At 70.1% G+C, this 15637-nt stretch carries 12 protein-coding genes; 2 read left to right on the forward strand and 10 right to left on the reverse strand.

Annotated features, from left to right (window positions below; all coding sequences use genetic code 11):
* Nucleotides 1-48: 48 nt before the first annotated feature.
* Nucleotides 49-816, reverse strand: a complete 768-nt coding sequence (locus MKCMC460_RS03815; RefSeq protein ID WP_236980185.1) for a class I SAM-dependent methyltransferase — start codon at nt 814-816, stop codon at nt 49-51.
* A 43-nt stretch (nt 817-859) separates the two neighbouring features.
* Between MKCMC460_RS03815 and MKCMC460_RS03820 the strand changes: the two genes are divergently transcribed.
* Nucleotides 860-2014 (forward strand): glycosyltransferase family 4 protein, encoded by a 1155-nt coding sequence (locus MKCMC460_RS03820; RefSeq protein WP_236980187.1) that lies wholly within the window; start codon nt 860-862, stop codon nt 2012-2014.
* A 64-nt stretch (nt 2015-2078) separates the two neighbouring features.
* Here MKCMC460_RS03820 and MKCMC460_RS03825 read toward each other — a convergent pair whose 3' ends face one another.
* Entirely contained in the window at nt 2079-3761 is a 1683-nt protein-coding gene (locus MKCMC460_RS03825; RefSeq protein WP_236980189.1) for a hypothetical protein, read from the reverse strand.
* Between the two features lie 5 nt (nt 3762-3766).
* A complete protein-coding gene (locus tag MKCMC460_RS03830) occupies nt 3767-5050 on the reverse strand; it encodes a DUF3068 domain-containing protein (protein WP_236980191.1) in 1284 nt (427 codons plus the stop codon).
* Nucleotides 5051-5227: 177 nt separating this feature from the next.
* Between MKCMC460_RS03830 and MKCMC460_RS03835 the strand changes: the two genes are divergently transcribed.
* Nucleotides 5228-6415, forward strand: coding sequence for an acyltransferase (locus MKCMC460_RS03835; RefSeq protein WP_236980193.1), 1188 nt, complete (start codon nt 5228-5230; stop codon nt 6413-6415).
* Between the two features lie 5 nt (nt 6416-6420).
* Here the strand turns inward: MKCMC460_RS03835 and MKCMC460_RS03840 are convergent, their stop codons facing one another.
* The 7 genes from MKCMC460_RS03840 to MKCMC460_RS31520 all read right to left on the reverse strand — a co-directional run bounded on the left by MKCMC460_RS03840 (nt 6421) and on the right by MKCMC460_RS31520 (nt 15570).
* A complete protein-coding gene (locus MKCMC460_RS03840; RefSeq protein WP_236980196.1) occupies nt 6421-8106 on the reverse strand; it encodes a hypothetical protein in 1686 nt (561 codons plus the stop codon).
* A 76-nt stretch (nt 8107-8182) separates the two neighbouring features.
* On the reverse strand, nt 8183-8926 hold the full coding sequence (locus tag MKCMC460_RS03845) for a PP2C family serine/threonine-protein phosphatase (protein WP_236980197.1): 744 nt from the start codon (nt 8924-8926) through the stop codon (nt 8183-8185).
* A gap of 4 nt (nt 8927-8930) precedes the next feature.
* A complete protein-coding gene (locus tag MKCMC460_RS03850) occupies nt 8931-10388 on the reverse strand; it encodes an AMP-binding protein (protein WP_236980199.1) in 1458 nt (485 codons plus the stop codon).
* Entirely contained in the window at nt 10385-11365 is a 981-nt protein-coding gene (locus tag MKCMC460_RS03855) for a phosphotriesterase-related protein (RefSeq protein ID WP_236980201.1), read from the reverse strand. The genes MKCMC460_RS03850 and MKCMC460_RS03855 overlap by 4 nt, the downstream gene beginning before the upstream one ends.
* Before the next feature lie 70 nt (nt 11366-11435).
* The gene (locus MKCMC460_RS03860) at nt 11436-12437 is read right to left on the reverse strand and encodes a Gfo/Idh/MocA family oxidoreductase (RefSeq protein ID WP_236980203.1); all 1002 of its coding nucleotides are present in this window, start codon (nt 12435-12437) and stop codon (nt 11436-11438) included.
* Nucleotides 12434-13552, reverse strand: a complete 1119-nt coding sequence (locus tag MKCMC460_RS03865) for a Gfo/Idh/MocA family protein (protein ID WP_236980205.1) — start codon at nt 13550-13552, stop codon at nt 12434-12436. The genes MKCMC460_RS03860 and MKCMC460_RS03865 overlap by 4 nt, the downstream gene beginning before the upstream one ends.
* Before the next feature lie 65 nt (nt 13553-13617).
* Nucleotides 13618-15570: a serine/threonine-protein kinase gene (locus MKCMC460_RS31520; protein ID WP_289624955.1), complete on the reverse strand. Its 1953-nt coding sequence runs from the start codon at nt 15568-15570 to the stop codon at nt 13618-13620.
* Nucleotides 15571-15637: the final 67 nt, after the last annotated feature.

Here is a 15637-nt window from a genome sequence, read left to right on the forward strand (position 1 = left end):
CATGCGCGCCACCCTACCCAAGCCGCCGCGAAATTAGAACACGTTGCATTATCGCGGTGAGAGGACCAGCACCAGATTGCTCACCAGGAACTCCCGCAGCAGCGGCACCCACGTCAACCCCCACGCCCAGCGCGGGTGGTAGCGAGGGAAAGTCGCGATCAACGCGCCGGTGCTGGCGGCCCACTCCAGGCCGTCGGCGGCCGACACCGCGAACAACGACGACCCGTAGTTGTTTTTGGCCGGGTGGCCGTGTTTGCGGGCATATCGGGCGGCGGCGCGGGCGCCGCCGAGGTAGTGGGTCATACCCATTTCGTGCCCGCCGAACGGGCCCAGCCACACGGTGTAGGAAAGCACCACCAGCCCGCCCGGCCGGGTCACCCGCAGCATCTCGTTGCCGAGTTGCCACGGCCGCGGCACGTGCTCGGCGACGTTGGACGACAGGCAGATGTCCACCGAGTCGTCGGCGAACGGCAGCGCCATGCCCGACGCCCGGACGAACCTGCCGACCCGGGGCGCCAAATTGGGCCCGGCGGCGTGCATTTCGCCGGGATCGGGCTCCACGCCGAGGTAGCGGACCCCGGCGTCGTCGAACGCCGACGCGAAGTAGCCGGGCCCGCCGCCAACGTCGATCAGCGTGGTCCCGGCCAGGTCCCGGCCGCGCAGCGCCAGCCACAGGTCCCCGACCATGGCGACGGTGTCGGCGGCCAGCGCGCCGTAGAACCGCGCCGGGTCGGGCTGCTCGTAGCGGAATTCCGAGAGCAGTCGCACCGACCGGCGCAGCGTCGCGCGCCGCGCGAAGAGGTCGGTGACCGGCATGCGGAAACCCTACGGCCCGCACCTGCCACTACGCTGGTGACCGATGTCTGACCTGCGCTCCGTCCTGCTGCTGTGCTGGCGCGATACCGGCCACCCGCAGGGCGGTGGCAGCGAGACATATCTGCAGCGCATCGGCGCGCAGTTGGCCGCCGAAGGCGTCGCCGTCACGCTGCGCACCGCCCGGTACCCGGGCGCGCCCCGCACCGAGGTGGTCGACGGGGTGCGCATCAGCCGTGCCGGCGGGCGCTACTCGGTCTACATCTGGGCGTTGCTGGCCATGGCGCTCGCCCGGGTCGGGCTGGGTTCGCTGCGGCACGCCCGGCCCGACGTCGTCGTGGACACCCAGAACGGCCTGCCGTTCCTGGCCCGGCTGGTGTATGGACGACGCTCGGTGGTGCTGGTGCATCACTGTCACCGCGAGCAGTGGCCGGTGGCCGGCCCGGTGCTGTCCCGGGTGGGCTGGTTCGTCGAATCGTTGTTGTCGCCGCGGCTGCACCGGCGCAACCAGTACGTGACGGTGTCGCTGCCGTCGGCGCGCGACCTGGTGACGCTCGGGGTGGACAACGAGCGGATAGCGGTGGTGCGCAACGGCCTCGACGAAGCGCCGCCGCAGACGCTGTCGGCGCCGCGGGCGACCGCGCCACGGGTGGTGGTGCTGTCCCGGCTGGTGCCGCACAAGCAGATCGAGGACGCGCTGGAGTCGGTCGCCGAACTGCGCCCGCGGATCCCGGGTCTGCACCTCGACGTGGTCGGCGACGGCTGGTGGCGCCCGCGGCTGGTCGACTACGTGCACAAGCTGGGTATCGGTGACGCCGTCACCTTCCACGGCCATGTCGACGACGTGACCAAACACCATGTGCTGCAGAGCGCTTGGGTGCAGCTGCTGCCGTCCCGCAAGGAAGGCTGGGGTCTGGCGGTGGTCGAGGCCGGCCAGCATAGCGTGCCCACCATTGGATACCGGTCCTCCGGCGGTCTGTCCGACTCGGTCATCGACGCGGTGACCGGCATCCTGGTCGACCACCGCGGTGAGCTGGTGGACCGGCTGGAGGAGTTGTTGGACGACCAAGTGCTGCGCGATCAGCTCGGCGCCAAGGCACAGGCGCGCAGCGGGGAGTTCTCCTGGCGGCAGAGCGCCGCCGCGATGCGTGCGGTGCTGGAGAAGGTGCAGGCGGGCGAGTACCTCAGCGGTCTGGTCTGAGTAGCCCCCGGCTTCGCCCGCTGCGCCCCGTTGCCGCGTCGCCTGACGTGAGATCAGGGCGGTCTCAAGACCGGTTTTCCGCCCTCATTTCACGCGAGACGAGCGCTCCGACCGCCCCGCCGACGAGCATCAGCAGCCACGCCCAGTGGGCGGCCAGCACGGTGCGACGACGCCCGGCCGGCACACCCGGAGCCGCCCCGCCGATCCGGTATAGCGTCAGATCGCCGTCCCGGTAGACCGGCGACAGCCCCGCCGCGGTCCGCGCAAAGGCGCCCATGTCACCGGGCGTGCCCGACTCGACCACCAGCCACCGCACCCCCGCCGAAGCCAATGCTGACGGCTCGGTTCCAGCCAACAGCGCCTGCTGAACCGCGCGGGCGTGCGAGCCCTCGCCGGGCACGGTGACGCCGGAGATCACCAGGTCGCCGGTGCTCAGCACGTCGGCGCGCACCCAGCGGGGCAGCGGCTCGAGCACCGGCGCCGGGCCCGACCAGGCGAAGCGCCGCATGGTGCCGGCCGGCAACACCGCCACCGGTCCGGGATCGCCGTTGATCCGGCTGGCCACCGCCGTCCAGCCCGGCGGATAGCGCACCGGCGTCACCTTGCCCCACACACCGAACGCCAGGTCGGGCAACGCCAGCAGCAGCGCCACGCAGCACACCGTGGCAGCGACCGCCGGCCGCCAGCGGCGGAGCGTCACCACCGCACCCGCGCCGGCCAGCGCGTAGCCAGGCATCGCCAGCGCCACCCACTTCTGCCCGTCGCGCAGCATCCCGAAGGCCGGTGCCTGTTCGACCAGCGCCCGCAACAGATGCAGGCCCGGGCTGGTGGCCAGCAGCGTCGGCGCCAGCACCGACACCCCGGCCAGCGCCAGCAGCGGCAGCGCCGTACCCCGGCGCAGGACCACGGGCAACCCGGCCGCCACCACCGCGAGCAGTACCAGAGCCGACACCACCGCGAACAGCGTTGTGCGTGACGACGGGACGGCCGATCCGTTCCATATCCCGCCCAGGCTGGCCAGGCTGACCAGGGTGCCCAGCCCCGGTTCGGCGCGCGCGGCGAACACGTCGACGCCGACGGCATCGCCGGCGTTCAGCGACGAGCCCAGCACGGACGCCGTCAGCCACGGCAAAGCGCCCACCACCGCGCAGCCCGTGGCTGCCACCGCGCACAGCCACCGCGGCCGGCCCGACCCCGGGGCGGCCACACACACCAGTGCCACCGCCGCCGCCAGCAGCAGACCGGTCGGCGTCAGCCCGGCCAGCCCAATCCAGCACGCCAGCCCCCAAAATCCGCGGCCCCGCGACCGCAACTGCAGACTGGCCGCAGCCACCCACGGCAGGCACCCGTATCCGACCAGCAAACTCCAATGGCCTTGCAGCAGCCGCTCGGCGACGTAGGGATTCCACACCGCCAGCGTCGCGGCGACGAACTCACCGGGCACACCCGCGTCGGGCAGCACCGACCCGGCCAGTCGCGCCGCCCCCCAGCCGGCCAGCCACAGCCCGAGCAGCAGCAGCGCTTTGACCAGTACTCCGCCGTCGACCAACCCCGACGCCAGCGCCAGCGCGAAATCCTGGGGTGTGGCGCGCGGTGCGGCTGTGAGACCCAACGCGGTGTCGGACAGATAGGAGCGCGGCGTGGAGACCGCGTCCCGCAACAGCAGATAGCCGGGACGCAGCAGCGGCGCGCCCACCAGCAGCGCCAGGGTCAAGGAGTACGCCGGCCGGGCCAGCTCGGCCCGCACCGCGGTCAGTCCCGTTCGGGTGGGCCCGTCGGAGGTTCAGCGGGCGGGCCGGTGGGGCCCGGGTCGCCCGACTCGGCCGTCGGTGAATCCGCCGGCGGTGGCTCGTCGGGCGGTTCGGGTCGCTGCGCCGGTATCTTCTCGGTCACGGCTTCGGCGCCGGGCACCGGCGGTTCCAGGCCGGCGCGGCGCAGGAAGTCGGTGTCGTCGCGGTCCAGGCCGGGATCGGTCAGCGCGCTTTCGGTGCGCAGGCTGAACGACGCCAGCACGCCGCCGCCGATCAGCGCGATCAATCCGATCGCGGTGAGCGTGATGGGCAGCACGCGCGACCATAGCGCCATCCGGTCCCGCTCGTCGCGGGCCGCGTTGACCTGCGATTCCACCGTGTCCGGAGTCGAGGTCACCTTGTAGTCGGCCAGCGTCACCTCGGGCTTGAGCGCGTCGCGCGCGTAGTAGTGGTGGGCCTGGTCGGTTTGCTTGACGATGGTCCCGGATACTGGGTCCACCCAGAAGGTCCGCTTAGCCGTGTAGTAGCGGGTCATGGTGATCTGCTCGCCGGGCTCACCGGGCACGCCCCACATCTGGGCGCTGGTGGTGATCTTGCGGTCTTCTTCGCCGGAGTACAGCGACGGGTACGGGATGGGGGCCACCGGGTTGCCTTCGGAGTTGACCCCGACGGTTTGGGTGAACCGGTATGCGGTCAGCCCGTTGACGTCTTCTTCACCCTCGTATTCGGCGTCGAACGTCTTCTGCGCGATCGCGTCGAAGTACGGGTAGGACTTGCGCTCGGTGTGGATCGGGAAGCGGTAGGACAACCCGCGGTGGGTCAGCGGCGTCGACGTCGGCGGGCTTTCGTCGCCGATGCCGCGCGGCTTCTGCACCGACCCGCCCGGGTGCGAGTCGTCGGAAACCGCCATGGCCGTCTTGCGGTTGAGGGTGACGGTGTCGACGATGGCCAGCAGCAAACCGCTGTCCTTCTGTTTGTCGCTGCGCCGCACCGAGGAGCCGACCTGCAGCGTGACTACTTGGGCGTTGGACGGCAGCTCCACACTGACTTGCTGCTGGGATACCAGCGGCACGTTCTGGTTGACCACCACGTGGTCCCCGGACAGCGACGCCGCATCCAGTGCGGTCCCGTTGCCCTCGCTGATCAGCGTGGCGTCGATGTTCAGCGGGATCTTTTCGATTCTGCTGCTGGTGTAGGCCGACAGCAGTAGCGCGGCGGTCAGCAGCGCGGCTCCGAGTCCGATGGCGCCGCATGCGGCGAAGCGCAACATGACTGCTCGGTTCACGTTGCTGTGACCTCCTTCTGGTCCCTGGACACATCGGTGACTCGGCGGCGCCGGCCCGCTCCGACTGATCGAGCAGCGAGGCAAACCCGTTCGACCCTAACAGCAGAAACTAAGGCGACGTTGTGCGAACCGGCCCGCTTGCCGGGTAGTTCCCCTGTACCCGCTCAGCGGGTGGACATGCACAGGCAGACTGGGACCGTGACCGACGGCGCGCAGGTGGGTGGCACCCGTAGCTTCCTGCCCGCCGTCGAGGGGTTGCGCGCCTGCGCGGCCATGGGCGTGGTGGTCACCCACGTGGCTTTTCAGACCGGGCATTCCAGCGGGGTGGACGGCCGGTTGTTCGGTCGCTTCGACCTGGCGGTGGCGGTGTTCTTCGCGTTGTCGGGTTTTCTGTTGTGGCGCGGACATGCGGCGGCCGCCCGCAACCTGAAGCCGCGGCCGCGTACCGGCCACTACCTGCGGTCGCGGGTGGTGCGCATCATGCCGGCGTATCTGGTGGCGGTGGTGGTGATTCTGACGTTGCTGCCGGAGTCCGACCACGCCAGCCTGACCGTGTGGTTGGCGAACCTGACGCTCACCCAGATCTATGTGCCGCTGACCCTGACCGGCGGGTTGACGCAGATGTGGAGCTTGTCGGTGGAGGTCAGCTTCTATTTGGCGCTGCCGATTCTCGCGTTCGGCGCCCGACGGCTGCCGGTGGGCGCGCGGGCGCCGGTGATCGCTGCGTTGGGTGCGCTGAGCTGGGTCTGGGGGTGGTTGCCGCTGGCGGTGCTGGGCGGCGGCCTGGAGGCCAACCCGCTGAACTGGCCGCCCGCCTATTTTTCCTGGTTCGCGGCGGGCATGTTGCTGGCCGAGTTGGTGTACAGCCCGATCGGCTGGGTGCATCGGCTGTCGAGGCGACGGGTGGCGATGGCCGCGATCGCGCTGGCCGCCTATCTGGTGGCGGCCTCCCCGCTGGCCGGTCCGGCTGGCCTGGTGCCCAGTAGCGCCGCGCAGTTTTCGGTGAAGACGGCGATGGGTGCGCTGGTGGCGTTCGCGCTGGTGGCTCCGTTGGTGCTGGACCGCGCGGGCACGCCGCACCGGTTGTTGGGCAGCACGCTGATGGTGACGTTGGGCCGGTGGTCCTACGGGCTGTTCATCTGGCACCTCGCCGCGCTGGAGATGGTGTTCCCGGTGCTGGGCATCTTCGCGTTCAACGGCCATATGCCCGTGGTGCTGGCGTTGACGCTGGTCTTCGGGTTCGCGCTGGCGGCGGTCAGCTACGCCCTGGTCGAGTCGCCGTGCCGGGGAGCGTTGCGGCGCTGGGAGAAACGCGAGCACAAAGCCGAGCCGACGGATCGGGAAGCCGACGCGATCGCGCCCTGAACCGCTCAGGCGGGGACGACGCCGCGCCGGTCGACGTCGCGCCAGATCGCGATTTCACCGACTCGTTCGGGCGGCCGGCCGAACAGGTCGGCGAAGAACGCGAGCATGGCCGGCCACTGCTGCATCGGCCCGACGATCACGTGCCGGACCCCGGCGTCCCGCAGGTCGGCGGCGACTTGGGCGCGGTCGTCGCCGCGTGCCAGCACCGGGGTACCGCCCTGGATGTCCAGCATGATCGCGAACAGCTGCGTGGGCGGCGGTCCGGTCCTGGTGCTGCCGTCGGGTTGCGGCAGGTATGCGTAGGCCTCGGGCATCCGCAGCCCGTAGTCCGTCTCCGCCGCCCACAGCATCGGGTCGGCCCGGCCCTCGTAGTCGATGAAATACGGTGCGACGAGCACGGTTTCGCCGGCGCCGATATGCCGGCCGGCCCAGGTCCGGAAGAAGACGGGGGTGTAGAACGAGGTCCGCTCCAGCGGGGCGGGCAGGATTAGCAGCAGCGTCGCGCCCACGGCGAGCAGCCACCCCAGGGCGGGTCGCCGGGCCAGGCGGGTGGCCCGCGCCACGACCAGCCCCACGATCACGGCGACGGCCAGCCAGGCGAACAGCGTGAAACGGCCCGGCAGCACGTGTTCGAGCAACGGCAGCTTCCCCAATGGCAGCCACGGCAGCGGGACCGGCACAGCGTCCTTGCCCAGGTGCAGCCGCGGTCCGAGGGACAGCACCAGCAGCACCGTGCCGGTCACGCCGGCGACGCGGATCCGGATGTCGTGCCACTGCCGGACCGCCACCACCACGAGCAGCACCAGCAGCGGCAGCGAGAGGTAGCCGGTGGCCTCGTGGTACATCCCGCTGAAGTGCTGGGATACCCGAGTGGCCGCGCGCGGGGCGATCAGCTGGTACGGCGTCGGGATGACCAGGTTCAGCAGGTCGGTGGAGAACGTGGTGGGGTCCTGTACCGGTGCGGTGATCCGCTGCCGCCCGAAGAACTGGGTGGCCAGCGGCCAGGCCGCCAGCAGCATGAACGTCGCGGTGGCGACCGCGAGTGCGGGCGCCAGCCGGCTCAGCGCCCGGCGGCACCGGTCACCGAGGTGCCCGTCGCGGTGCGCCACGGCCATCACGCCGACCAGCACGGCGGCCGCGACAACGCTGGTGGCGAGCATTTCCGCGGCGATCAGTAGCTGCGCGCAGCTCAGCACTCCGAGCGCCAGACCGGATTGCCAGGCCGGGCGGCGGCGGGTGATAAGCAACTCGTCGATGACGATCAGGAACAGTGGCGGCACCCACGCCGTCGCGAGGTTGAGGTGCAGGGCCGCGTGCGAGGCGACGTACGGCGAAAAGGCATACACCGCGCCGCCCACCGAAGGGCCGAGGCCGTCGCCGGTCCAGCGCCGGATCGCCAGCCGTGCGGTGAGTCCGCTCAGGGCGATGCCGAGCACCATCAGCACGTTGAACCCGAAGATCGGGCCGCCGATCCGGGCCGGCAGCCAGCCGAGCAGCCCAAGCAGCGTCATCGGCGTGTTCCACATCAGGTTCACCCCGGCGGGCGCCCCGATCTGGGTGGTGAAGAACGGATTGAGGCCGTGGCCCAGCGCGTGCGGTGCCCAGCCCAGGTACCAGATGGTTTGTTCCTGATCGCAGCAGCCGCCGGCCCAGCCGGACGTCGGGTCGCGCCAGGCGGCGATGGTCAGCACGACGGCGCCGAGTAGGTAGCAGAGGAACGCGGTGAGTCCGCCGCTCCACCGCCGCCGGGGTGCGACGGCGCCCGGGCTACGCCGGGGCGACGTTGATCACCAGCGCCGTGATGTTGTCCGGCCCGCCGCCGTCCCGCGCGGCCGCGATCAGGGCGGCGCAGGCGTAGCCGGGAGCCGGATTCTCTTCGAGGATCTGGGACAGCTCCGGTTCCCGGACCACGCCGTGCAGGCCGTCGCTGCACAGCAGGATCCGGTCCCCGGCGCTCAGTTCCACCGCGCTGGCGTCGGCCCGCGCCGGCGGTTTCATCCCCATGTACTTGGTCACCACGTTGCGGGCCTTGTGCCGCCCGGTGTCGGCGGCATCGACCTGATTGGCGTCGACCAGCGCCTGGACCAGGGTGTGGTCGCGGGTCAGCCGGGTCAGCTGGCCTGCGCGCCGCAGGTAGGCGCGGCTGTCACCGAGGTGGGCGACCAGTGCGCGGCTGCCCGCGATGACCACCGCCACCAGGGTGCTGTTCGCCCCCGCGTAACGGCTGTCGGTTTGCGCGATGCCGTGCAGGTCGTCGGAGAGTTCGGAGACCGCGCGGCCCAGTCGGTCGGCGGCCTCCGGTTCGTTGCGGTGCTCCGGGGGCAGGTGGTGGGCCACGTAGCCGGGTAGCTTGTCGACCATCGTCTGGGCGGCCAGGGCGCCGTCGCGGCTGCCGCCCACGCCGTCGGCCACCATGAACAGGTACTGGTCGGCGTCGGCGCCCCAGCGGTCCTGGTTGTCCGATCGTTCGCAACCGACGTCGCTGAGTGCGGAGTACTCGAGGGCGTACATGGGTCTATGTTCGCAGCCGCGAGAGCACCTCGTCACGCACCAACGTGCGACGCGCCTTGCCCGCGTCGTCGCGCAGCGGCGTGTCGACGAATTCGACGGTGCGTGGAACCTTGTAGGCGGCCAGTCGTGCGGACACGAATTCCCGCACCGCCGCCGCGTCCAGGACCGACCCGGCCGCGGTGTGCACCAGCGCGTACGGCACCTGTCCCAGGTCGCCGTCCGGGACACCAACAACCAAGCAGGACAACACCTCTGGATGTTCGGACAGCGCGTTCTCGATCTCGGCCGGGTACACGTTGCGGCCCCCGACGGTGAACATGTCGACGCGACGGTCGGACAGGTAGAGGAACCCGTCGGCGTCGAAGTAGCCCAGGTCGCCCAGCGAATCCCAGCCGTCGCGGGTTTTCGCCGAGGTGCCGATGTAGCGGTAGGTCGGCGCGCTGCCGGGGCTGGGCCGCAGGTAGATCTCGCCGACCACTCCGGGCGGGCAGACCCGGCCGTCGTCGTCGAGCACCGTCATCTCGCCGCTGACCACCTGGCCGACCGAGCCCGGGTGGGTCAGCCACTGTTCCCCGGAGATGAAGGTCAGCGCCTGCAGTTCGGTGCCGCCGTAGAGTTCCCAGACCTTCTCGGGCCCCAGCAGGTCGATCCAGGCTTGTTTGACCGCGGGCGGGCAGGGCGCGCCGAGGTGCCAGAACCGCCGGATCGACGACAGGTCGTAGGCGTCCGGGTCGGCGCGGTGGACGGGCAGCAGCCGCTGCATGATGGTCGGCACCGTGGTGAGAAAGGTGACCCGGTAATCGGTGATGGCCCTGAGGAATTGGTGCGGGTCGAAGCGCGGCAGCAGCACCAGGTGGTGGCGCATCAGCAACGCGATGGTCGCGGTGGTGAAGCCGGTGTTGTGGCTCAGCGGCACCGGCACCAGTGTGGTGTCGCCTTCCTGGGCACCCAGCGGGTACCCGATGGCCGGCGGCACCCGGCTGTCGCCGCCGGCCTCGATGAGCTTGGGGCGGCCGGTGCTGCCGCCGGAGGCCAGCGACTTCCACACCGGCGACACCGCTTCGGGCAGCGCTGCATCCGAAAGGGCCGGATCGGGTTCGAAACCTGTTGGCACAGCGCGTATTCGGCCGGTGGGGTCGTCGCGGCCGACCAGCAGCGCGCGCGGCTTGAGTTCCAGCAGGGCAGCCAGTTCCGCATCGGGCAGCCGCGGCGACAGGGGTTGCGGCACCGCACCCAGCTTCCAGCATGCCACCGCCGCCTGTACCCATTCGATGGAGTTGGGCAGCAGGATGGTCACGTAGTCGCCCGTGGTGACTCCGAGTTCGGCGTAGGCGCGGGCCAGCCGGTTGGTCGACGCGTCGAGTTCGCCCCGGGTGATGGTCTTTTGATCGCAGCTGACGGCCGGTTCGTCGGGAGCCAGCGCGGCCAGCTGCGAGATCTGGGTTCCGATCGGCGCGGTCACTGATAGGCGCCCTGCCGGTCGAAGATCCGGCGCGGGTTGTCGACCAGCATGGTGTGGATCTGCTCGTCGGTGACGCCCCGCTTTTTCAACGCGGGCAGCACGTCGTTGTGGATGTGCAGGTAGTGCCAGTTGGGTGCCATCTGCGGCACCAGCGCCTCGGGCAGCGCGTCGAAGTAGCAGTTGGCGTCATGGGAGAGCACCATCTTGTCGGCATGGCCGCGTTCGCACATGGTCGCCACGATGTTCACTCGGTCCTCGAACGGGGAGATCGTGTCGATACCGAACCGGTCCATGCCCAGGTAGGAACCGGCGGAGATGAGCTCCTCGAGGTAGCCGACGTCGGTGCTGTCGCCGGAGTGCCCGATGATCACCCGGGTCAGGTCCACGCCTTCCTCTTCGAAGATGCGTTGCTGATCGAGTCCGCGCCGCAGTCCGGCGTGGGTGTGGGTGGAGATCGGGACACCGGTGCGCTTGTGGGCCTGGGCGACGGCGCGCAGCACCCGCTCGACGCCGGGGGTGAGGCCGGGTTCGTCGGTGGCGCACTTGAGGATTCCGGCCTTGATGCCGGTGTCGGCGATGCCTTCTTCGATGTCGCGCACGAACATGTCGGTCATGATCTCCGGGCCGTCCAGCATGCCGCCGGGCCCTTCGTAGTGGAAGCGGAACGGCACGTCGTTGTAGGTGTACAAGCCGGTCGCCACCACGATGTTCAGCTCGGTTTGGGCGGCCACCCGGGCGATGCGGGGGATGTAGCGGCCCAGCCCGATCACGGTCAGGTCGACGATGGTGTCCACGCCGCGCGATTTGAGTTCGTTGAGTCGGGTGACGGCGTCGGCCACCCGCTGCTCCTCGTCGCCCCAGGCTTCGGGGTAGTTCAGTGCGATCTCGGTGGTCATGATGAACACGTGCTCGTGCATGAGCGTCACGCCGATATCAGCGGTATCGATGGGGCCGCGGGCGGTATTGAGTTCTGACACGTCCTCGATGCTAGGCCGTGCACCCCGTCAGCGGAACGTGCTTTGCGGGGTCATCCGGACCTGCTCCGGATCAGATTTCACCGGGGCGGAGCTGGGTCACCGCGGCGGTGTCACCGGTGTGCAACGAGGTCAGCGCCGCCTCCACCACCGCGCTCGTGGCATACCCGTCGTAGCTCGTGGGACCGTCGACCGAGCGGGTGGCCACACCGCGCAGCCAGGCGGCATCCTGGGCCCGGTAGGCGGCGTCGAAGCGTTCCATCCAGGTGTCCGGCAGTCGCTGTGCGGCCATTGCGCCGGCCACCGCCTGGGTGACCAGTGACGGTGAGCCGAGTGTGAGGCTGCCGCGGTCGGCCACCAGCTCGAGGCCGATGTCGTATTGCATGCCGGGGCCACGGCCGAGTTGCAGCACACCGAGAACGCCCGACTGCGATGTCAGCGTGACGACGACGGTGAGTGTCGCTCCGGAGCCGCCCTCCTTGACCAGGCAGTGAACCGACCTGATCTCGTCACCGGTCAGCCAGCGAAACAGGTCGATGTCGTGGGCGGCCGAACTGTTGACGAGTTGGCGCGCGTCAAAGTTGTTGACGGCCGAGGGATTATAGTGACGTTGCGTGATCAGGACGGGTTCACCGACCCGGCCTGACCGGACGGTGTCGTAGAGGTAGCGATAGTTCGCGTCGTAGCGGCGCATGAAGCCGACCTGCACCAGCCGCCGCCCGGCGACCCGCTCGGCCGCCACCAGTTGCAGTGCTTGCCGGGTCGACACCGTCAGCGGCTTCTCGCAGAACACGTCCAAGCCTCTGGCCAGGCACGCGTCGACGATCCCGTAGTGGGTCTCGTCGGCGGACGCGACGACGACAGCGTCGACGTCGGCAGTGCGTACGCACTCGATCGGGTCTTCGAAGACGGCGACATCGGCCATGCCGCCCGCGGCGCGTTCCACGAAGGGCCGGTGGCTGTCGGCCACGGCAGCGATCTCGGCCCACGGGGCCAGGCCGGTGAAAATCTCCAGGTGGCGCATGCCCATGCTGCCGAGCCCGCACACCGCGAGCCGCACGGGTGCGGCGCTCATGGGCGGCAGGGCCGCTCGCCGGCACCGGCGAGTCGGCCGGGGCCGGCCGGTGCGGCCACGTCGACCCAGGAACCGCGCCGCACCGAGGCGGCGACCGCGGCATGAATCGTCGTCGCCCGTAGCCCGTCGCTGAACGACGGCAGTCCGTCCGGCGCGACACCGGTGCGCACGGCTTCGTAGACGTCGGCGACGAAGAGGTCGAAACAGTCCTGGTAGCCCTGCGGATGGCCGCTGGGCAACAGCGAATATCGGGCGTTGCCGGGATCGAGGACGGCCGCATCCCGGGAGAGCACCGTGTTGCCGCGCAGCCCGCCGACCACCAGGTCGTCGGGATGTTCCTGGTCGAACAGCACCGCCACGTCGCGGCCGTCGAACGAGAACGACAGCTGATTCTTGCGGCCCGGCGAGGTCTGGCTGACGACGACGCTGCCGATTCCACCGAGATCGGTCCGAAAGGCCACGACGGCGCCGTCGTCGGGCCGGACCGCGGTCCCCGAAGCCCTGCCTTCCGTCGCAGCGAGAGCCGTAATCCTATGTCCGGTAACGAATTCCATCAGGTCGCACCAGTGCGAGCCGATGTCGGCGAAGGTCATCGACGCCCCGGTCTGCGACGGGTCGGATCGCCAGCCGGTGGGGTCGGCGGTGGCCATGTAGTCCTGCAGGTAGCTGCCGTGGATCAGCCACACGGGCCGGCCGGCCAGCCGGGAGCGGGCCTCGCGCACCATCGGGTAGAAGCGATAGATGAACGGCACGGCCGCCACAGTCGCGGCCTTGGCCGCCGAGATCGCCAGTGCTGCGGCGTCCTGGACGCTGGTGGCCAGGGGCTTTTCGCAGATCACGTGCTTTCCGCTGGCCAGGGCCGCCATCGCCTGGTCGTGATGCAGGTCGTTGGGGGTGCAGATGTGCACCACGTCGATGTCGTCGGCCGCGAAGATCTGCTCCGCCGTCGCGGCCCGCTCGGCGTTGAGCCGCTCCGCGGCGGCCTGGCTGCGCTGCGCGGTACTGGCGCAGACGGCGGCCAGTGTCCCGCCGGCGCGCTGAACGGCGTGGGCGTGCACCGCGCCGACCATTCCGGCGCCGATCAGCGCGCTGCGCGGGTTGTGGGTCGCGGCCACGGTCGATGTCCTTTGCGTGCGGCGGGGTTGGTGAATTGTAGTGCTCACCGGCGGCGGCACCGCGCTCAATGCCGCTCCCGGGCCGGCACGATCACCGACACCGTGGCGTCGTGGTTGGCGGTGTAGAGGATGTGGGTGTCGGGGTCCACGGCCAGCGCGAAGGTGTCCTTGCCGATCCGAATGACCCCGGCCACCGCGAGGTCGCTCGTGTCGATCACCGACACGCTGTCGTTGTGGTTGGCGGTGTAGACGGTGTGGACGGTCGGGTCGACGGTGACGCCGTACGGACTGTTGCCGACGTGGATGGTGCCGGCCACGCTCCGGTTGTCCAGGTTGATCACGGATACGGCACCCTCGGCCTCCTGGGTGACGTAGGCCCGGTGCGCGGCGAGGTCGAGACCCACACCTCGGGGGTCGTTGCCGACGGGGATGGTTGCGGTGACGGTATGGCTGACGGTGTCGATCGCCGACAGCGTGCCGTCGCTGCTGTTGGCCACGTAGGCGGTCGCGGTGCTGGGGTCGATGGCTATGCCGTACGGATTCTTGCCGACGGGGATGGTTGCGACCACCCGGTGCGTGGCCAGATCGATCGCCGACACGCTGTAGTCCCACATATTGGCGACGTAGGCGACATGGGAGGTCGGGTCCACCGCGATCCCCCACGGGTTGGTGCCGACTTTGACGGTGGCGGTGACGGCGCGGCTGCCGGTGTCGATGAGCGATACCGTGTCGTCGCGGTTGTTGGCGGTGCAGGCCAGGTGCGTCCCCGGGTCGACCGCCACCCACACCGGGCCCTTGCCGACCGGGACGGTGGCAGTCAGGGTGTGACTGGCGGCATCGATGATCGACATGGTGCTGTCGCCGTAGTTGGCGGTGTAGACGGTGTGGTTGGCGGGATCGACGGCGACCGCCTCGGGCCGTGCTCCGACTCCGATGGTGGCGGCGATGCGTGCGATCGGGGTGGTGCCCGCATTCGCGGCGGCGGCCTTGGCAGGTGTCGCCGGTCGATGCTGCAGCCGCGGGATGACCGCACCGGCAACCGCCAGGACGAGGGCGAGCGCGCCGACCAGCGCGGCGATCCTGCGTCGGCGGCGCCGCATCGCGTCGACGGGGGGTAACGGGTTGGCCGGCCCGGATGGCGCGGAAACTGTGTCCGGGTGCTCAGCCGCCAGCGCCTGGGCGGCGGCGGCCGCGAGTGCGCCGGCGCTCGCGTAGCGGTCCTCGCGATCCTTGGCCATGCCGCAGGTGACGACCTCGTCGAACTGGTGCGCAATACCCGGCCGCTGCCGGCTGGGACTCGGGATCGGGGCGGTCAGGTGGGCGGCGATGAGCGCGGCCAGGTCAGCATGCGGAAAAGGCGGAGTACCGGTCAGGCACTCGTAGAGCACACAGGTCAGGGCGTAGACGTCGGTGCGAAGGTCGATTTCCTCGTCGGCGAGCCGCTCCGGGGACATATAGGCGAAGGTGCCCACCGTGTTGCCCGCCGTGGTGAGTTTGGCGTCGGTGGCGGCGTTGGCCAGCCCGAAGTCGACCAGGCAGGCGAAATCATGGCCGGTGAGCAGGATGTTCGCGGGCTTGACGTCGCGGTGGATGATCTGCTCGGCGTGCGCAGCGTCGAGCGCCGAGGCGATCTGGTCGACGATCCGCACCGCGCGGGCCGGCTCCATCGGTCCACTCTCGTCGAGCACGCCCCGCAGATCAGAACCCCGGACCAAGCGCATGTCGATGTAGAGCTGACCGTCGATCTCGCCGTAGTCGTGAATGGGAACCACATGCGGCTCGTTCAGCCTGCCCGCGGTGGACGCCTCGCGGAACAGCCTTTTACGGAAGATCGGGTTGCCCGAGTAGGACGGCGGCAACAGTTTCAGCGCGACGGTGCGGCTTTTTCTGGTGTCGAAAGCTTCGTACACCTCGCCGAAACCGCCGCTGCCCAGCAGCCTGATCAAGCGGTAGTGGCCGAACGTGGCCCCTGTGCCCCACTCCGCCGTCGTGCCGTCATCGGACGGCCCCTCTGCCACCAACCACCTCCCGCGGTCGTGCGCCCTCGCGGGGCAAGTCTAGGCAGGTCGAGCGCGTTTGGCAGGC

Origin of the sequence: Mycobacterium sp. 20KCMC460 (assembly GCF_022179425.1) — a bacterium.
Taxonomy (GTDB): Bacteria; Actinomycetota; Actinomycetes; order Mycobacteriales; family Mycobacteriaceae; genus Mycobacterium; species Mycobacterium kiyosense.

What these genes read in the sequence shown, in the direction of transcription:
- MKCMC460_RS03835 (WP_236980193.1), top strand. Translation starts at nt 5,228, where the DNA reads ATGCACAGGCAGACTGGGACCGTGACCGACGGCGCGCAGGTGGGTGGC.
- MKCMC460_RS03860 (WP_236980203.1), bottom strand. Translation starts at nt 12,437, where the DNA reads ATGAGCGCCGCACCCGTGCGGCTCGCGGTGTGCGGGCTCGGCAGCATG.
- MKCMC460_RS03815 (WP_236980185.1), bottom strand. Translation starts at nt 816, where the DNA reads ATGCCGGTCACCGACCTCTTCGCGCGGCGCGCGACGCTGCGCCGGTCG.
- MKCMC460_RS03845 (WP_236980197.1), bottom strand. Translation starts at nt 8,926, where the DNA reads ATGTACGCCCTCGAGTACTCCGCACTCAGCGACGTCGGTTGCGAACGA.
- MKCMC460_RS03820 (WP_236980187.1), top strand. Translation starts at nt 860, where the DNA reads ATGTCTGACCTGCGCTCCGTCCTGCTGCTGTGCTGGCGCGATACCGGC.